This is a genomic window from Rhizobium sp. SJZ105, assembly GCF_007828365.1.
Taxonomy (GTDB): domain Bacteria; phylum Pseudomonadota; class Alphaproteobacteria; order Rhizobiales; family Rhizobiaceae; genus Agrobacterium; species Agrobacterium tumefaciens.
This window is the reverse complement of the sequence record NZ_VIUP01000001.1, coordinates 1-17,170: the sequence shown is the minus strand read 5'-3', so window position 1 is coordinate 17,170 and position 17,170 is coordinate 1. Positions and strand designations below refer to the sequence as shown.

Here is a 17,170-nt window from a genome sequence, read left to right as displayed (position 1 = left end):
GCGAACATGAGCACAGCAACAGGCCCAGCCGCAACCCGCCTCTCGGTTTTGGACAATCTTCTGTGCGATACCTATCCTTGGGGCGAACTCAAGGGCATCAGGCGCTTTGTCATCGAATTTCTCTATTTCGGCATCAAGGAAGCCCGTGCCTGCCTGTTTGCGGGATTGTTCTTCATTTCCATCTTCGTGGTGCCGCATGGTGGGGTATTTGGCATTCCGCGTTATGACGTGCTGCTGATCGTCGCGCTCGGCATCCAGTTCTTCATGATCTGGAGCAGGCTGGAAACGCTTGACGAGGCCAAGGCCATCCTGCTGTTCCATATCGTCGGCTTCGCGCTTGAGGTGTTCAAGACGTCAAGCGCTATCCAGTCCTGGTCCTACCCCGACTTCGCCTATAGCAAGGTCCTCGGCGTGCCGCTCTTTTCCGGCTTCATGTACGCCGCCGTCGGCAGCTACATCATCCAGGCGTGGCGCCTGCTGGATGTGCGCATTCGCAATTATCCCACCTATTGGATGGCAACGCTGATCGGCATCGCCATCTACGCCAACTTCTTCACCCACCACTTTATCGGTGACTACCGCTGGTACATCGCCGCCTGCGCCATCGGCCTCTATTCCCGCGCAACAGTGGTCTACCGTCCCTATGATCGGGATCGAAAGATGCCGCTGCTTCTCTCCTTCGTCCTGATAGGGTTTTTCGTCTGGCTGGCGGAAAACATCTCCACATTCTTCGGTATCTGGAAATATCCCGATCAGATCGGCGCCTGGTCCGTGGTGCATATCGGCAAGTGGAGTTCGTGGTCGCTGCTGGTCATCATGACGTTTACGATTGTCGCGCAACTCAAGCACATCAAGGCCCGCATCCACGTTCCGGAGTGAAGCGAGCGCTTTCCAAGCATCGTTAAAAACGACGATTGCAGGACATCGAGCCGATAGAGAGCAATAACTTAGATATCATTAAGTAAATCCTGCCAAAAAATCTACCGGGCGATATACAAGACAAGCGAAAATACCGAAGTTGGCGTATTTATTGTTCACGACGCCAGCCGCCCTAATGGCTTCTATGTTGATACAGCTTACCATCGGAACGCCGATATTGTGAAAAAGACCATTACACCCGCGCCCGTATTCCTGAAATTTACAGGCTATATGATCCAAGACTTCGAAATGTTCGAAAGCTTGGATGGCGTCTTACTTCTAGGTTTGTATCACTTAACTAAAAAGGAGCGAAATGAGCTCAATACATTCCTTGCATCGCTGTTGCGCTCTGATGTTTCAGATAGCTTGATTGGAGATCTTTGGAACACATCCAATGCTGAATTTGGTGCCGAAGGTAAGGGAATTAGATGGCTTCTCAACCGGACCGTCGAGTTGATCGAAGGTGACGACGGCACTGACGGTTACTATCTGCGTCGTTCATGACTATTCTTTTGGAAAATAAAAAAGCCGGGTGATTTCTCACCCGGCTTTTTAATTCACGACGCCTGAACGGCGTCAGACCTTACGCAGCTTCGGCAGCAGCAGCTTCCGCAGCAACGCGAGCCTTGTCGGCTGCGCCCTTGGCGTCAACGTCACGCTCGACGAATTCAACAACGGCCAGAGCCGCGTTGTCGCCCTGGCGGAAGCCAGCCTTCATGATGCGCAGGTAGCCGCCGTTGCGGGTTGCGTAACGCGAAGCGATTGCGTCGAACAGCTTGCGAACAGCGTCCTGATCCTTGATCTGCGAGATCGCCTGACGACGAGCGTGCAGGTCGCCGCGCTTGCCAAGCGTCACGAGACGCTCGACGATCGGACGGATTTCCTTCGCCTTAGGAAGGGTGGTGACGATCTGCTCATGGGTGATGAGCGAAGCAGCCATGTTGGCAAACATTGCCTTGCGGTGGCTGGCGGTTCTATTGAGCTTGCGGCCTGAATTACCGTGGCGCATTGCTATTCTCCTTCTACGCAGGTGCCTTCTCTAAGGCCTGCCGTTTCCTGGCACATGCAGATGACTTATCTGCTGTTTGACGGGGAAAGGCAGTCTTTAAGGTCTGCCTTCTTGTTTGTTAGTATTGGTCTTCGTAACGCTTGGCGAGATCTTCGATGTTCTCAGGCGGCCATGCCGGTACTTCCATACCGAGGTGCAGACCCATGGAAGCGAGAACTTCCTTGATTTCGTTCAGCGACTTGCGACCAAAATTCGGCGTGCGAAGCATTTCGGCTTCGGTCTTCTGGATCAGGTCGCCGATATAGACGATGTTGTCGTTCTTCAGGCAGTTTGCCGAACGAACGGACAGTTCCAGCTCGTCGACCTTCTTGAGAAGCGCCGGGTTGAACGCGAGTTCGGTAACCGATTCTTCTTCTGCTTCCTTCTGCGGCTCGTCGAAGTTGACGAAGACGCCGAGCTGGTCCTGAAGAATGCGAGCGGCGAAGGCAACGGCGTCTTCGCCGGAAACCGAACCGTTGGTCTCGATCGTCATGATCAGCTTGTCATAGTCGAGAACCTGACCTTCACGGGTGTTTTCCACCTTGTAGGACACTTTCTTGACCGGAGAATACAGGCTGTCCACCGGAATGAGGCCAATCGGGGCATCTTCCGCGCGGTTGCGCTCAGCCGGTACGTAACCCTTGCCGTTGTTGACGGTGAATTCCATGCGGATTTCAGCGCCTTCGTCCAGCGTGCAGATCACGTGGTCGGGGTTCAGGATCTCGATGTCGCCAACCGTCTGGATGTCACCAGCGGTTACCGAACCCGGACCCTGCTTGCGCACGACCATGCGCTTGGAATCGTCACCATCCATCTTGATGGCGATTTCCTTGATGTTGAGCACGATATCCGTCACATCTTCCCGAACGCCGGGGATGGAGGAGAATTCGTGCAGGACACCGTCGATCTGCACGGCCGTAACAGCGGCACCACGCAGAGAAGACAACAGAACGCGACGCAGCGCGTTGCCGAGAGTAAGACCGAAACCACGCTCCAGCGGCTCGGCAACGAGCGTTGCCTTGGTGCGGCTGGACGAGGTGAACTCGACCTTGTTCGGCTTGATAAGTTCCTGCCAGTTCTTCTGAATCATCTTTAAACCTTCCGTTCGCCGCCACCATCCAATCGTGACGGACCGAGCATGAAAACACTGAGAGGAACCTAATTCCGCGGTTCATCAGTGGGTTCTTGAGCGCAAGTCCGTCGATCGAAATCGACGCGCACACGCCAGATACACGAAAATTCCGCCAGACCGAAGGAAAGGCGGAATTTCCGAACCACGGTCGCGTCAGACGCGGCGCTTCTTGCGCGGACGGCAACCGTTGTGCGGGATCGGCGTCACGTCGCGAATGGAAGTGATCATGAAACCGGCAGCCTGCAGAGCGCGAAGTGCCGATTCACGGCCGGAACCCGGACCGCAAACTTCAACTTCAAGCGACTTCATGCCGTGTTCCTGAGCCTTCTTCGCGCAATCTTCAGCAGCGATCTGGGCAGCAAACGGGGTCGACTTGCGCGAACCCTTGAAGCCCTTGGCACCAGCGGACGACCAGGCAATAGCATTGCCCTGTGCGTCGGTGATGGTGATCATCGTGTTGTTGAAGGTCGAGTTGACATGCGCGACGCCCGACGTGATATTTTTACGTTCGCGACGGCGAACGCGTGCGGCTTCCTTGGCCATTTTATACCTTTCATTGATCTCTTCACCGCCGTAACACCAGCGGCTACACCGGCGATCGACCCGTTTCCGAGCTTCACGCCAAACTCAGAAAGGCTGGTGCAGACCGCACCAGCCTCTCCTTTCCGGAGAACCGGAAAATTACTTCTTCTTACCAGCGATAGCCTTCGCCGGACCCTTACGGGTGCGGGCGTTGGTGTGCGTGCGCTGACCGCGGACCGGAAGGCCACGACGGTGACGCAGGCCGCGGTAGCAGCCGAGGTCCATCAGACGCTTGATGTTCATCGAGGTCTCGCGACGAAGATCGCCTTCGACCTGATAGTCGCGGTCGATGGCTTCGCGGATCTGAAGAACTTCAGCATCCGTAAGCTGATGAACGCGCTTGTCAGCCGGAAGACCGACCTTGTCCATGATTTCCTGCGCGAATTTCGGACCAATCCCATGAATATACGTCAGCGCAATAACAACGCGCTTTGCAGTCGGGATGTTGACGCCAGCGATACGTGCCACGTCTTTTCTCCTTGGTTCCAGTTGCCATCCGGCAAGTGGTGATTCCATTCGAGCGGCCGACACGACCGCCAGTTCAAAATTGATGTCCGTGACAAGTCAAAACGACCGAACCCGGATTTCCCTCCCTTAAGGGAAATCCGCGCCAGTCGCTTGGGATGTCGCGAGTTGGCGCGGTGTTTAACGGAATCAGCGCTAAAAAGCAACCGGCTCCGCCAAGATTCTTTTGCGATCCAAAGGATACGCCGTATCAGGAGCACAAGATTTGCCGGGAAAACCGCCTGCGGTTTTCACCATCCCGCTCCAACCATCAGGCCGAGGCCTTTTCCAGAACCCGTTCGATGGCCGCGGTGACGGCATCGACATCAGCCATGCCATCCAGTGTCACAAGTTCGCCCTGCTCGCTGTAATATTGCGACAGCGGCGCAGTCTTCTCGCGATACTCCGTCAACCGCTTGCGGAAGGCTTCCGGATTGTCGTCTGAACGAACCGTGCCACCGGCAGCGATGGTCTCTGCAACGCGATTTTCGATTCGGCGAATCAGCGCCTCCTCGTCCACCTTCAGTTCGATGACGGCATCGAGGGCGACATTCTTCTTGTGCATGTTCTCGGCAAGCGCCTTGGCCTGCGGAACGGTGCGCGGATAGCCATCGAGAATGAAACCCTTGGCACAGTCCGGAGCTTCGATGCGTTCGGAAACGATCTGATTGACGATATCGTCGGAAACCAGCCCGCCGGCGTCCATGACGGCCTTGGCCCGCTTGCCTATTTCCGTGCCCGCGCTAACCGCAGCGCGAAGCATGTCACCGGTGGAAAGCTGCGGGATCCCGTACTTGTCAGTCAGGCGTTTGGCCTGGGTTCCCTTGCCCGCACCCGGCGGACCTAAAAATATCAGTCTCATCGTCCCCTCTTTCCTCCACGCAACTTCGACTTCTTGATCAGTCCTTCATACTGCTGCGCGATCAGGTGTCCCTGAATTTGCGCAACCGTGTCCAGAGTTACACTGACAACGATCAAAAGCGAAGTACCACCAAGGGCTAATGGAATGCCCGTACGTGCGATAAGTGTCTCAGGAAGGATACACACGAAGACAAGATAAACAGCGCCGACAACCGTGATACGGGTCAGAACGTAATCAATGTATTCCGCGGTGCGCTCGCCCGGACGAATGCCCGGAATGAAGCCGCCGTGCTTCTTGAGGTTATCGGCCGTGTCCTTCGGATTGAAGACGATAGCCGTGTAGAAAAATGCAAAGAACGCGATGAGCAGGCCGTAGAGCGCCATGAACAGCGGCTGTCCATGCTGCAACGACGCGATGATCGAGGTTGCCCAGCCCGGCAGGTTGGTGTTTCCGGCAAAACCGGCAGCCGTCGCAGGCAGAAGCAGCAGCGAGGATGCGAAGATCGCGGGAATAACGCCAGCCGTGTTGAGCTTCAGCGGCAGATGCGAGGTATCGCCCTGGAACATCCGGTTGCCGACCTGGCGTTTCGGATATTGTATCAGCAGACGGCGCTGGGCGCGCTCCACGAAAACGATCAGCGCGATGACGCCGATTGCCACGATAACGACCATGAGGATGAGCGTCGTCGACAGCGCACCGGTGCGGCCGAGTTCCAGCGTGCCGGCAAGCGCCTTGGGCAGACCTGCGGCAATACCGGCAAAGATGATGAGCGAAATACCGTTGCCGATGCCGCGCGAGGTAATCTGTTCGCCAAGCCACATCAGGAACATCGTGCCGCCGAGCAGCGTGATGACGGTGGAAATACGGAAGAACAGGCCAGGATCGACCACGAGGCCGTTGCCGCTCTCAAGGCCGACAGCGATGCCGTAGGCCTGCAGGGTGCCAAGCAGTACAGTGCCGTAGCGCGTGTACTGGTTGATGATCTTGCGTCCGGCTTCGCCTTCCTTCTTCAACGCTTCGAGCGAAGGCACGACGGAGGTCATGAGCTGCACGATGATCGAAGCGGAGATGTAAGGCATGATGCCGAGGGCGAAGATCGCCATACGCTCGACTGCGCCACCCGCAAACATGTTGAAAAGACCGAGAATACCGTTGGCCTGGCCACGGAAGGCCTGCGCATAGGCTTCTGGGTTCAGACCCGGAAGCGGAATGTGGGTACCAAGACGGTAGACGAGAAGTGCGGCAAGAGTAAACCAGAGACGCTTTTTCAGATCCTCCGCCTTAGCGAAGGTCGAAAAATTCAGGTTCGAAGCCAGTTGTTCCGCTGCTGAAGCCATAAATTTCTCCGAATGACCCTTGCCGGCCAGCGAAACCGGCCAATGCGGAAAGGTCTAAAAATACCGGTTCAAAAACGGGCTTCGGACGAACACGGCGTTGCGCCGCCATCATGCCTCACCCTGTTTTTTTATGTCCTATCCCCTCCCTCAAGGAAGTTCAAGAACTGTGAGGCTCTCCCTGCGGCACTTTATGCCGCATGTGGCGCGCATAACAGCTGCACCGCGAAGAGTTTGCCGTGATGCCACAATAAATCGATTTAAATCGAGAGCACCATAAGCCAGGGAGCGCAAACGCCCGGAGCGACTATGCCCCGGGCGTCTGAAGTCTATATATTACTCGGAGGCTTCAGCTGCAACTGCGAGAAGCTTGATAGAGCTGCCAGCCTTCTCAATCTTTTCGAGTGCAGGCTTGGAAGCGCCGGCAACTTCAAAAGCAACCTTGCTCGTCAGTTCGCCGTCAGCGAGAATGCGAACGCCGTCCTTGGTGCGACGGATAACGCCAGCAGCCTTGAGAGCAGCAGCATCGATCGTTGCGGAAGCGTCGAGCTTCTTGGCGTCGATGGCGGTCTGAATGCGGCCGAGCGATACAACAGCAAATTCGGAAGCGAAAATGTTGTTGAAACCGCGCTTCGGAAGACGACGGTAGATTGGCATCTGACCGCCTTCAAAACCGTTGATGGCGACGCCCGAACGAGCCTTCTGACCCTTCACACCGCGACCACCGGTCTTGCCCTTGCCGGAACCGATACCGCGACCTACGCGGATACGGTCCTTGGTGGAGCCTTCGTTGTCTCTGATTTCATTGAGTTTCATGATAGGTTACTCCGTCTCACTTCTCGTCAACGACGCGAACGAGATGCTGGACCGCACGGATCATGCCGCGAACCGCAGGAGTATCTTCCAGGGTGCGCTGACGGTGCATCTTGTTGAGACCCAGACCGACCAGCGTCTGACGCTGGATTGCCGGGCGGCGGATAGGGCTGCCGATCTGTTCGACCGTAACAGTCTTTTTGGCTTCAGTAGTCTTCTTGGCCATGATCCAGCTCCTTATTCTTCAGAAGCGTTGCCGGAAGCGGCACGACGAGACTGAAGGGTCGCATACTTGAGACCACGCTGTGCAGCGATGTCCTTAGGATGAACCTGATGCTTCAGAGCGTCGAACGTTGCGCGAACCATGTTGTACGGGTTCGAAGAACCGGTCGACTTCGCAACAACGTCATGAACGCCCAGCGTTTCGAAAACAGCGCGCATCGGACCACCGGCGATGATACCGGTACCGGCCTTGGCCGAACGCAGCAGAACCTTGCCTGCGCCGTGACGGCCATTGACGTCGTGATGCAGCGTGCGGCCATCGCGCAGCGGAACGAAGATCAAATCGCGCTTTGCGCTCTCGGTTGCCTTACGGATGGCTTCCGGAACTTCGCGAGCCTTGCCGTGACCGAAGCCAACGCGGCCCTTCTGGTCGCCGACGACGACGAGAGCGGCGAAGCCAAAGCGACGGCCACCCTTAACAACCTTTGCAACGCGGTTGATCGCGACCAGCTTGTCGACGAATTCGCTATCGCGTTCTTCACGGTTCTGGCGGTCGTCGCGAGAACCTCTTTTTTCCTGTGCCATTGTCCTTGTCCTTTTTCTTTTACGGGTGGAACGGCAAACGAAAAGACCACCGGCCTCGATGAAGAGACCCGCATGGCCCGGTGAAATTCCGCCCGGATCGTTGTCAGGGCGGAAACTGCAGCGCCGCGTGTCGAAACCGACACGCAAAGGACGCTGCAGGATCTTGAGTGGTGCGTGATCCTTTCTTCCGATTGCGAACAATCGAAAGGGTCAAGCACTCAGAAGTTCAGACCGCCTTCGCGGGCAGCTTCTGCCACAGCCTTGATACGGCCGTGATAGATGAATGCGCCACGGTCGAATACGACATCCTTGACGCCAGCCTTGACGCCACGCTCTGCAACCAGCTTGCCTACGACAGCTGCTGCTGCAACGTCGGCGCCGGTCTTGAGCGAGCCGCGCAGATCGGCTTCGAGCGTGGAGGCAGACGCAAGCGTCTTGCCAGCAACGTCATCGATGATCTGAGCGTAGATGTTCTTCGACGAGCGATGAACCGACAGGCGCGGGCGGCCATTGGCAACCGCCTTGATCTGGCGGCGCACACGGCTCGCGCGACGTGCAAGTGCTTCTTTCCTGCTAGCCATTTCGCGTGATCCTTACTTCTTCTTGCCTTCTTTGCGGACGATACGCTCTTCAGCGTACTTCACGCCCTTGCCCTTGTAGGGCTCGGGACCACGGTATTCGCGGATTTCCGCGGCAACCTGGCCAACCTGCTGCTTGTTGATGCCGGAAACGATGATTTCCGTCGGCTTCGGAACGGCAATGGTGATGCCGACCGGAGGCTCGTAAACAACATCGTGGCTGAAACCGAGAGCCAGCTGCAGGTTCTTGCCCTGCAGGGCGGCACGGTAACCGACGCCGTTGATTTCGAGCTTGCGTTCGTAGCCGTCCTTAACACCCTTGAAGATGTTCTCGATCATCGTGCGGGACATGCCCCACTTGGAACGAGCTTCCTTGGTGTTGTTGGCCGGCGTTACGGAAACGCCATTATCTTCGAGTTTCAGCTGGATGTCGTCATTAGCGACGAAAAACAGTTCACCCTTCGGGCCCTTAGCAGTGACCTTCTGGCCGTCGACATTGGCCGTAACACCTGCTGGAACCTGAACGGGCTTTTTACCGATACGAGACATTGTTCAATCCTGTCTGTTCGTTATGGAGATCCGTGCTCGGGTCTTAGAAGACCGAGCAAAGAACCTCGCCACCAACGTTCTGTTCGCGAGCTTGGTGATCGGCCATCACGCCCTTCGGGGTCGAAAGGATGGTGATGCCGAGGCCGTTCGCGACCTGCGGAATGGACTTAACCGAGACATAAACTCGGCGGCCCGGCTTGGAAACGCGGCCGATCTCACGGATCACGGACGCGCCTTCGTAGTACTTCAGTTCGATCGTGAATTCGGCCTTGCCGTTTTCGAAATCGACCTTGGAATAACCGCGAATGTAGCCTTCAGCCTGCAGCACGTCGAGAACGCGTGCGCGGAGGCTGGAAGCGGGCGTGCTTACCGAAGACTTACGGCGAGCAGCACCATTGCGGATGCGGGTGAGCATATCACCCAAAGGATCAGTCATGGTCATGTGCCCGTCTCCTTACCAGCTCGACTTGACAATGCCCGGCACCTTGCCGGAATTGCCCAGCTCACGAAGCGCGATACGCGACATCTTGAGTTTGCGATAGAACGCGCGCGGACGGCCCGTTACTTCGCAGCGGTTGCGGATACGCGTCTTCGAGCCGTCACGCGGCAGCGAAGCGAGCTTCAGAGTGGCCTTGAACCGGTCTTCGATAGGAAGGGACTGGTTCATCACGATCGCCTTCAGTGCAGCCCGCTTGGTGGCCTGCTGGGCGACCGACTTGCGGCGGCGCTTGTTCTTTTCAACTGCGCTTGTTTTCGCCATATCGGAGTTCCTTTTCTACGCTCGTCGTTACGGTTAGTGACGGAACGGGAAGTTGAACTCTGTAAGCAGAGCCCGTGCTTCGTCGTCCGACGTCGCCGTCGTGCAAACGATGATGTCCATGCCCCACATCTGATCAACCTTATCGTAGTTGATCTCAGGGAACACAATGTGTTCCTTGATGCCCATGGCGAAGTTGCCACGGCCGTCAAAGCTCTTCGGGTTCAGACCCCGGAAGTCGCGAACGCGCGGCAGCGCGATGTTGACCAGGCGATCAAGGAATTCATACATGCGGGCGCCACGAAGGGTAACCTTCGCACCGATCGGCATGCCTTCGCGAACCTTGAAACCAGCGATCGAGTTGCGAGCGCGGGTAACAACCGGCTTCTGGCCGGCAATCGCAGCCAGGTCACCGGCAGCAATGGTTGGCTTCTTGGAGTCGGCAGTTGCCTCGCCAACACCCATGTTGATCACGATCTTTTCAAGTTTCGGGATCATCATCACGTTGGCGTAGGAGAACTTCTCCTGCATGGCGCCACGGATACGGGAAACGTACTCCGTCTTGAGACGCGGCTCGTACTTATCAGCCATCGATCACTTCTCCCGAACGCTTGGCCACGCGGACCTTCTTGCCGTCTACAACAGTAAAGCCAACGCGGGTCGGCTTGCCATCCTTATCGACGATGGCAATGTTGGAGATGTGCAAGGACGCTTCCTTGTTGATGATGCCAGCTTCCTGAGCCTGGGTCTGGCGCTGGTGACGCTTCACCATGTTAACGCCACGCACAACGGCCCGATCTTCCTTCGGCAAAACCTGGATTACTTCGCCGGTACGGCCCTTGTCCTTACCGGTCAATACGACAACGTTGTCGCCTTTACGAATTTTCTGCATCGCATACGCTCCTTACAGTACTTCCGGAGCCAGCGAGATGATCTTCATGTGGTTCTTGGCGCGAAGTTCGCGCGGAACCGGTCCGAAGATACGGGTGCCGATGGGCTCTTTCTTGTTGTCGATAAGAACGGCTGCGTTGTTATCGAAACGGATGACGCTGCCGTCAGCGCGACGGATGTCCTTGGCGGTGCGAACGACAACCGCCTTCATCACATCGCCCTTCTTGACGCGGCCGCGCGGAATAGCTTCCTTGATGGAAACGACAATAATGTCGCCAACAGAAGCATATTTGCGCTTCGAGCCGCCCAGCACCTTGATGCACATGACACGACGTGCGCCGGAATTATCCGCCACGTCGAGGTTTGTTTGCATCTGAATCATGTCAGGTCGCCTTCTTGTTGTTACCGGAACGGTTGGGCAAACTCTCCCGAGTGAGCCCCCTGCCCCAGCTTATGAATGTCTCTTTTTTTGCGCGGAAATGTCGTGACAGGGTGGTTTCCCGAAGGACCTTCCGTGCGCATCAAAGCAAAAGACGCTCGATTCACGAGCGTCCTTGCGGTGCTTCATACAGTATTTCGCGCCAAGTACAAGAGACCTGGCGCGATTCTGATGAAATTAAGCCTGGGCGGAAACGACCGTCCAGCGCTTGTCCTTGGAGATCGGTGCGCATTCCTCGATGGAAACGACATCGCCGACCTTATACTGATTGTTTTCGTCGTGTGCCTTGTACTTCTTCGAACGGCGAACGGTCTTCTGGAGCAGCGGGTGAGCGAATCGGCGCTCAACCCGGACTACAACAGTCTTCTCGTTCTTGTCGGACACTACGACGCCCTGCAGAATGCGTTTCGGCATATTATTTTTCCTTAGGCCTTGGCTTCTGCCGCCTTCTGGCGGGCAATGGTTTTAACGCGGGCGATGTCCTTGCGGACTTCGTTGATGCGCGAGGACTTCTCCAGCTGGCCAGTCGCCTTCTGGAAGCGCAGGTTGAACTGCTCCTTCTTCAGATCGGCGAGCTTGTCCTTGAGCTGGTCGGCGCTGAGGCCGCGAACTTCATCGGCTTTCATGTGCCTTGCTCCTTACTCTGCGATGCGCTGTACGAAGCGCGTCTTGACCGAGAGCTTGGCAGCGCCGAGACGAAGCGCCTCGCGGGCGATCTCCTCGGACACACCGTCGATCTCGAACATCATACGACCGGGCTTGACCTTGCATGCCCAGTATTCGACCGAACCCTTGCCCTTACCCATACGAACTTCGGTCGGCTTTGCCGTTACCGGAACGTCAGGGAATACGCGGATCCACACACGACCTGCGCGCTTCATGTAACGCGTGATCGCGCGGCGGGCCGCTTCGATCTCGCGTGCGTTCACGCGGTTCGGTTCCTGCGACTTCAAGCCGAATTCACCGAATGCCAGGTCAAAGCCGCCCTTGGCGACGCCCTTGATGCGTCCCTTGAACTGCTTGCGGTACTTAGTACGCTTTGGCTGCAACATTTTCTTACTTCTCCGAGCTTATCTTTCGCCAGCGTCAATCAAGCGTTTTCGCGACGACGATCGGGACGATCGCCACGCTCACGGCTTGCAGGGCCCTGAGCATCGCCTTCGAGACCACGACGTTCAGAAGCCATCGGATCGTGCTCAAGGATTTCGCCCTTGAAGATCCAGACCTTGATGCCGCAGATGCCGAATGCGGTTTCCGCTTCAGCTGTGCCGTAGTCGATGTCCGCACGCAGCGTGTGCAGCGGAACGCGTCCTTCACGGTACCATTCGGTACGAGCGATTTCGGCGCCACCGAGACGGCCACCGCAGGTGATCTTGATGCCTTCGGCGCCAAGACGCATTGCGGACTGAACCGAACGCTTCATCGCACGGCGGAAAGCCACGCGGCGCTCGAGCTGCTGGGCGATCGACTGAGCGACGAGAGTCGCGTCGATTTCCGGCTTGCGCACTTCAACGATGTTGAGGTGCGTTTCGGAGTTGGTCATCTCGGAAAGCTTCTTACGAAGCTTCTCGATGTCCGCGCCCTTCTTGCCGATGATGAGACCCGGACGAGCAGAATGGATCGTAACGCGGCACTTCTTGTGCGGACGCTCGATGACCACCTTGGCGATACCGGCCTGCTTGAGTTCCTTGATCAGGTAAGCCCGGATCTTCAGGTCTTCATGCAGCAGCTTGCCGTATTCAGCGGTGTCAGCGTACCAGCGGCTATCCCAGGTACGGTTGATGCCGAGGCGGAAGCCGATCGGATTGATTTTCTGACCCATTATGCGGCCTCCCCTTTTTCCTCAACTTCACGAACAACGATCGTGAGGTGAGAGAACGGCTTTTCAATGCGGGATGCACGACCACGGCCACGAGCGTGGAAACGCTTCATGGTGATGGACTTGCCAACATAGGCCTCGGCGACGACGAGAGCGTCGACGTCGAGGTCATGGTTGTTTTCCGCATTGGCAATCGCAGATTCGAGCGTCTTCTTGACGGTCCCTGCGATGCGCTTGCGGGAGAATTCGAGCTCGGCGAGAGCGCGATCAACCTTCTTGCCACGGATAAGAGCGGCAACCAGGTTCAGTTTCTGGGGGCTGACGCGGAGCGTACGGGCAATGGCCTGAGCCTCATTGTCCTTCAGCCGGCGTTCGGTCTTAGCCTTCGCCATGATTACTTCCTCTTTGCCTTCTTGTCCGCGCCGTGACCGTAATAGGTACGGGTCGGAGAGAATTCACCGAACTTGTGTCCGACCATGTCTTCATTGACAGAGACGGGCACATGCTTGCTGCCGTTGTAGACGCCAAACGTCAATCCGACGAACTGCGGCAGGATCGTGGAGCGACGGCTCCAGATCTTGATTACTTCATTGCGTCCGCTTTCGCGCACCTTCTCAGCCTTAGTGAGAAGATAGCCGTCAACAAACGGACCTTTCCAAACTGAACGAGCCACTTGAGACTTCTCCTCTTACTTCTTGCGCTGATGGCGCGAACGCATGATGAACTTGTCGGTCGACTTGTTCGAACGGGTGCGCTTGCCCTTCGTGGGTTTACCCCACGGAGTAACCGGGTGACGACCACCCGACGTGCGACCTTCACCACCACCGTGCGGGTGGTCGACCGGGTTCATGACGACGCCGCGAACGTGCGGACGCTTGCCACGCCAACGCGAACGACCGGCCTTGCCGTCGTTAGTGTTGCCGTGATCGGAGTTCGAAACTGCGCCGATCGATGCGAGGCAGGAGCCGTGCACCAGACGCTGTTCGCCCGAGTTGAGACGCAGGATAGCCATACCGGCATCGCGGCCGACGAGCTGGACGTACGTACCGGCGGAGCGGGCAATCTGACCGCCTTTACCTGGCTTCATCTCGACGTTGTGGATGATCGAACCGACCGGAATGTACTGAAGCGGCATGGTGTTGCCGGGCTTCACGTCCACTGCCTTGTCGGAGGCGATCACCTTGTCACCGGCAGCGAGACGCTGTGGCGCGAGAATGTAAGCCTGTTCGCCGTCGGTATACGTAACCAGCGCGATGAACGCGGTGCGGTTGGGGTCGTATTCCAAACGTTCAACGGTGCCTTCAACGTCGAACTTGCGACGCTTGAAGTCCACCAGACGGTAGGTCCGCTTGTGACCACCACCCTGGAACCGGACGGTGATCCGGCCCTGGTTGTTGCGGCCACCCTTGGAGCTGAGGCCCTGGGTGAGAGCCTTTACCGGCTTGCCCTTGTAGAGCGAAGCGCGGTCCACGATAACCAGCTGACGCTGGCTTGGCGTGGTCGGATTGAAACTTTTCAATGCCATATTCTTGTTCCCTTTTGGGTCTTTGCCCGCTTGGGCCTAACCTTTAGAGTCCGGTGGACACGTCGATGGATTGACCTTCGGCGAGCGTAACGACGGCTTTCTTGACGTCTTTCAGCTTACCGGCGAACCCACGGAAACGACGGGTCTTACCCTTGCGGATAAGCGTGTTCACAGCCGTGACTTTGACGCCGAAGAGAGCTTCCACGGCAGCCTTGATTTCAGGCTTGGAAGCGCTTTTGGCGACGTTGAATACGACCTGGTTCTGTTCGGATACCAGCGTCGACTTTTCCGTGATCGAAGGAGATACGATCACATCGTAGTGGCGAAGATCCGTCATTTGAACCGCTCCTCCAGAGCCTCTACAGCAGCCTTGGAAAGCACGAGCTTACCACGACGCAGGATGTCGTAAACATTGATGCCCTGAACCGGCAGAACGTCCACATTCGGGATGTTCTGAGCTGCGAGCTTGAAGTTGCCATCAAGTTCTGCGCCACCGATAACGAGAGCGTTGGTCAGGCCAAGCGAAGCGAAGCTGCCCAGCAGAGCCTTGGTCTTTGCTTCGGACGCGACGAGCTGATCGACGATGATCAGATCTTCAGCCTTCAGCTTTGCAGACAGGGCGTGACGCAGAGCAAGCGCGCGAACCTTCTTGGGAAGGTCGTGTGCGTGGCTGCGAACGACCGGGCCGTGGGCCTTGCCGCCGCCGCGGAACTGCGGTGCGCGAGCCGAATGGTGACGAGCGCGGCCCGTACCCTTCTGCTTGTACATCTTCGCACCAGTACGGGAAACTTCCGCACGGGTCTTGGTCTTGTGCGTTCCCTGCTGCTTCTTTGCAAGCTGCCAGCGAACCATACGGGCCAGGATATCCTGACGGGGATCGAGGCCGAAAATCTCGTCCGACAGAGAAACCTTGCCGGCGTCTTTTCCCTCGAGGGTCTTGACGTTCAATTCCATGATAAGGCTCCCTTACTTCGCGGCCGACTTGACGGCGTCGCGGACGATGATCCAGGCGCCCTTGGAACCGGGAACTGCACCCTTAACGAGGATCAGGCCACGGTCTTCATCGGTCGAAACGACTTCGAGGTTCTGGGTCGTAACGCGCGTCTGGCCCATATGACCAGCCATGCGCTTGCCCTTCCACACGCGGCCCGGATCCTGGTTGTTACCAGTCGAACCGTGCGCACGGTGCGATACGGAGTTACCGTGCGAAGCGCGACCACCACCGAAGTTGTGACGCTTCATAGCACCGGCAAAACCCTTACCGATCGTGGTTCCCGTTACGTCGACCAGCTGGCCGGCCTGAAAATGAGTTGCGGTCAGTGTTGCACCGATATCGATCAGGTTCTCGGGGGAAACCCGGAACTCGACGAGCTTTGCTTTCGGTTCGACATTGGCAGCGGCAAAATGACCGCGAAGCGCCTTCGTCGTGTTTTTGACCTTGGACTGGCCGGCACCGAGCTGAACTGCGGTGTAGCCATTCTTGTCTTCCGTGCGCTGGGAAACGACTTGTACGTTATCCATCCGCAATACTGTTACTGGAATATGTTCACCAGCGTCGTTGTAGACGCGGGTCATACCCACTTTCTGTGCAATCACACCTGAACGCATTGGTTCATCCTCTTGCGAGCCTTGAAGGGAAAACCCTTTTTGGCCTTTGTTAAGGAGTGCCCTTCGACATCTCACGATGTTTCCGGTCTCCGGATTGGAAGCCGTTGGATTTCTCCACGTACCTTCCTTGTTATATGGCCCTCACTTGGATGAGGTCAGGCCAGTCTTAGAGCTTGATTTCCACGTCAACGCCGGCAGCCAGGTCGAGCTTCATCAGAGCATCGACGGTCTGCGGGGTGGGGTCAACGATATCGAGAAGACGCTTGTGCGTCCGCATTTCGAACTGTTCACGGCTCTTCTTATCAACGTGAGGAGAGCGGTTGACGGTAAACTTTTCGATGCGGGTGGGGAGCGGAACCGGGCCGCGAACGCTGGCGCCGGTGCGCTTTGCGGTCGACACGATTTCACGGGTAGAGGCATCGAGGATCCGGTGATCGAACGCCTTGAGGCGGATACGGATATTCTGGCCGTTCATTCGTCTTGTCCTTGTTCTTTGTTATTCGTTTCCGCACGCGGAAACACATGAACTTCTATTGATCGTGGCGCCGCAGATTTTCAAAAATCGAGAGGGATGCGCGTCGCACCCCAATCATTTCAGTAGTCTGTATTGCTAAAACACCGCGCTCCGCAATTGCTTGCGAATCCAGCGGGTGAGTGTGAATGCGCGTTTACGCGCTTTCACCGAATTTTTCAAGCACTAAAAATGCAACGCCGCCAGGCTTTTTTACTAAAAGCCCGGCGGCGGTGTGGGTAACACCGCCGCCGGTCTGAATTTCAACGTCGTGAAATTACTCGACGATAGAAGCGACGATGCCGGCGCCGACGGTACGGCCGCCTTCGCGGATAGCGAAGCGCAGCTTTTCTTCCATCGCGATCGGAACGATCAGCTCGACTTCAACAGTGACGTTATCGCCAGGCATAACCATTTCCGTGCCTTCTGGAAGCGAAACGATACCGGTAACGTCAGTCGTACGGAAGTAGAACTGCGGACGGTAGTTCGTGAA

Annotated in this window: 29 protein-coding genes and 1 pseudogene; 2 read left to right on the top strand and 28 right to left on the bottom strand. The window is 56.8% G+C overall.

Annotation, left to right across the window (positions count from 1 at the left end; genetic code table 11):
* Positions 1-6 precede the first annotated feature (6 nt).
* Positions 7-879 carry a DUF817 domain-containing protein gene (locus tag FB593_RS00150; protein WP_025593944.1) on the top strand — a complete coding sequence of 291 codons (873 nt, stop codon included), beginning with the start codon at positions 7-9 and terminating at the stop codon, positions 877-879.
* Positions 880-1,098: 219 nt separating this feature from the next.
* Positions 1,099-1,422: a hypothetical protein gene (locus tag FB593_RS00145; protein WP_003516119.1), complete on the top strand. Its 324-nt coding sequence runs from the start codon at positions 1,099-1,101 to the stop codon at positions 1,420-1,422.
* A gap of 79 nt (positions 1,423-1,501) precedes the next feature.
* On the opposite strand, the gene rplQ is transcribed toward FB593_RS00145, so the two are convergent.
* The 28 genes and pseudogenes from rplQ to tuf all read right to left on the bottom strand — a co-directional run.
* Positions 1,502-1,927 (bottom strand): 50S ribosomal protein L17, encoded by a 426-nt coding sequence (gene rplQ, locus FB593_RS00140; protein WP_003495230.1) that lies wholly within the window; start codon positions 1,925-1,927, stop codon positions 1,502-1,504.
* Positions 1,928-2,045: 118 nt separating this feature from the next.
* Complete coding sequence (locus tag FB593_RS00135; RefSeq protein WP_003516121.1) at positions 2,046-3,056, bottom strand: DNA-directed RNA polymerase subunit alpha; 1,011 nt, start codon at positions 3,054-3,056, stop codon at positions 2,046-2,048.
* 195 nt (positions 3,057-3,251) lie between these two features.
* Complete coding sequence (rpsK, locus tag FB593_RS00130) at positions 3,252-3,641, bottom strand: 30S ribosomal protein S11 (RefSeq protein ID WP_003495225.1); 390 nt, start codon at positions 3,639-3,641, stop codon at positions 3,252-3,254.
* A 138-nt stretch (positions 3,642-3,779) separates the two neighbouring features.
* Positions 3,780-4,148 (bottom strand): 30S ribosomal protein S13, encoded by a 369-nt coding sequence (rpsM, locus tag FB593_RS00125; RefSeq protein ID WP_003516122.1) that lies wholly within the window; start codon positions 4,146-4,148, stop codon positions 3,780-3,782.
* Positions 4,149-4,455: 307 nt separating this feature from the next.
* On the bottom strand, positions 4,456-5,046 hold the full coding sequence (locus FB593_RS00120) for an adenylate kinase (RefSeq protein ID WP_003516123.1): 591 nt from the start codon (positions 5,044-5,046) through the stop codon (positions 4,456-4,458).
* Positions 5,043-6,383, bottom strand: a complete 1,341-nt coding sequence (gene secY / locus FB593_RS00115) for a preprotein translocase subunit SecY (protein ID WP_003516124.1) — start codon at positions 6,381-6,383, stop codon at positions 5,043-5,045. The genes FB593_RS00120 and secY overlap by 4 nt, the downstream gene beginning before the upstream one ends.
* A gap of 333 nt (positions 6,384-6,716) precedes the next feature.
* Positions 6,717-7,196: a 50S ribosomal protein L15 gene (rplO, locus tag FB593_RS00110; protein WP_003516125.1), complete on the bottom strand. Its 480-nt coding sequence runs from the start codon at positions 7,194-7,196 to the stop codon at positions 6,717-6,719.
* Between the two features lie 16 nt (positions 7,197-7,212).
* Entirely contained in the window at positions 7,213-7,419 is a 207-nt protein-coding gene (rpmD, locus tag FB593_RS00105) for a 50S ribosomal protein L30 (RefSeq protein WP_003495212.1), read from the bottom strand.
* Positions 7,420-7,430: 11 nt separating this feature from the next.
* A complete protein-coding gene (gene rpsE / locus FB593_RS00100; RefSeq protein ID WP_003516126.1) occupies positions 7,431-8,000 on the bottom strand; it encodes a 30S ribosomal protein S5 in 570 nt (189 codons plus the stop codon).
* Between the two features lie 218 nt (positions 8,001-8,218).
* Positions 8,219-8,581 (bottom strand): 50S ribosomal protein L18, encoded by a 363-nt coding sequence (gene rplR / locus FB593_RS00095; RefSeq protein WP_003516127.1) that lies wholly within the window; start codon positions 8,579-8,581, stop codon positions 8,219-8,221.
* 12 nt (positions 8,582-8,593) lie between these two features.
* Entirely contained in the window at positions 8,594-9,127 is a 534-nt protein-coding gene (rplF, locus tag FB593_RS00090) for a 50S ribosomal protein L6 (RefSeq protein WP_003516129.1), read from the bottom strand.
* Between the two features lie 43 nt (positions 9,128-9,170).
* On the bottom strand, positions 9,171-9,569 hold the full coding sequence (rpsH, locus tag FB593_RS00085; RefSeq protein ID WP_003516131.1) for a 30S ribosomal protein S8: 399 nt from the start codon (positions 9,567-9,569) through the stop codon (positions 9,171-9,173).
* 12 nt (positions 9,570-9,581) lie between these two features.
* On the bottom strand, positions 9,582-9,887 hold the full coding sequence (rpsN, locus tag FB593_RS00080) for a 30S ribosomal protein S14 (RefSeq protein ID WP_003495202.1): 306 nt from the start codon (positions 9,885-9,887) through the stop codon (positions 9,582-9,584).
* Positions 9,888-9,920: 33 nt separating this feature from the next.
* Positions 9,921-10,475 (bottom strand): 50S ribosomal protein L5, encoded by a 555-nt coding sequence (gene rplE, locus FB593_RS00075; RefSeq protein WP_003495201.1) that lies wholly within the window; start codon positions 10,473-10,475, stop codon positions 9,921-9,923.
* On the bottom strand, positions 10,468-10,776 hold the full coding sequence (gene rplX / locus FB593_RS00070; RefSeq protein ID WP_003516133.1) for a 50S ribosomal protein L24: 309 nt from the start codon (positions 10,774-10,776) through the stop codon (positions 10,468-10,470). The genes rplE and rplX overlap by 8 nt, the downstream gene beginning before the upstream one ends.
* A 12-nt stretch (positions 10,777-10,788) precedes the next feature.
* On the bottom strand, positions 10,789-11,157 hold the full coding sequence (rplN, locus tag FB593_RS00065) for a 50S ribosomal protein L14 (protein WP_003495199.1): 369 nt from the start codon (positions 11,155-11,157) through the stop codon (positions 10,789-10,791).
* 234 nt (positions 11,158-11,391) lie between these two features.
* Positions 11,392-11,628: a 30S ribosomal protein S17 gene (rpsQ, locus tag FB593_RS00060; protein WP_003495195.1), complete on the bottom strand. Its 237-nt coding sequence runs from the start codon at positions 11,626-11,628 to the stop codon at positions 11,392-11,394.
* Positions 11,629-11,639: 11 nt separating this feature from the next.
* Positions 11,640-11,840, bottom strand: coding sequence for a 50S ribosomal protein L29 (gene rpmC, locus FB593_RS00055; RefSeq protein WP_003495193.1), 201 nt, complete (start codon positions 11,838-11,840; stop codon positions 11,640-11,642).
* A gap of 12 nt (positions 11,841-11,852) precedes the next feature.
* On the bottom strand, positions 11,853-12,266 hold the full coding sequence (gene rplP / locus FB593_RS00050; protein WP_003516136.1) for a 50S ribosomal protein L16: 414 nt from the start codon (positions 12,264-12,266) through the stop codon (positions 11,853-11,855).
* Positions 12,267-12,304: 38 nt separating this feature from the next.
* The gene (rpsC, locus tag FB593_RS00045; RefSeq protein ID WP_003516138.1) at positions 12,305-13,036 is read right to left on the bottom strand and encodes a 30S ribosomal protein S3; all 732 of its coding nucleotides are present in this window, start codon (positions 13,034-13,036) and stop codon (positions 12,305-12,307) included.
* Positions 13,036-13,425: a 50S ribosomal protein L22 gene (gene rplV, locus FB593_RS00040; RefSeq protein WP_003495184.1), complete on the bottom strand. Its 390-nt coding sequence runs from the start codon at positions 13,423-13,425 to the stop codon at positions 13,036-13,038. The genes rpsC and rplV overlap by 1 nt, the downstream gene beginning before the upstream one ends.
* A gap of 2 nt (positions 13,426-13,427) precedes the next feature.
* On the bottom strand, positions 13,428-13,706 hold the full coding sequence (gene rpsS, locus FB593_RS00035) for a 30S ribosomal protein S19 (protein WP_003507772.1): 279 nt from the start codon (positions 13,704-13,706) through the stop codon (positions 13,428-13,430).
* A gap of 15 nt (positions 13,707-13,721) precedes the next feature.
* Entirely contained in the window at positions 13,722-14,558 is an 837-nt protein-coding gene (gene rplB / locus FB593_RS00030) for a 50S ribosomal protein L2 (protein ID WP_003516146.1), read from the bottom strand.
* A gap of 43 nt (positions 14,559-14,601) precedes the next feature.
* Complete coding sequence (locus tag FB593_RS00025) at positions 14,602-14,895, bottom strand: 50S ribosomal protein L23 (RefSeq protein ID WP_003495178.1); 294 nt, start codon at positions 14,893-14,895, stop codon at positions 14,602-14,604.
* Entirely contained in the window at positions 14,892-15,512 is a 621-nt protein-coding gene (gene rplD / locus FB593_RS00020) for a 50S ribosomal protein L4 (RefSeq protein ID WP_003516147.1), read from the bottom strand. The genes FB593_RS00025 and rplD overlap by 4 nt, the downstream gene beginning before the upstream one ends.
* Before the next feature lie 12 nt (positions 15,513-15,524).
* Complete coding sequence (gene rplC, locus FB593_RS00015) at positions 15,525-16,166, bottom strand: 50S ribosomal protein L3 (RefSeq protein ID WP_003516149.1); 642 nt, start codon at positions 16,164-16,166, stop codon at positions 15,525-15,527.
* Positions 16,167-16,332: 166 nt separating this feature from the next.
* Positions 16,333-16,641, bottom strand: a complete 309-nt coding sequence (rpsJ, locus tag FB593_RS00010) for a 30S ribosomal protein S10 (RefSeq protein WP_003507767.1) — start codon at positions 16,639-16,641, stop codon at positions 16,333-16,335.
* Between the two features lie 313 nt (positions 16,642-16,954).
* Positions 16,955-17,170: pseudogene (tuf, locus tag FB593_RS00005) on the bottom strand (elongation factor Tu); the annotation flags it as partial.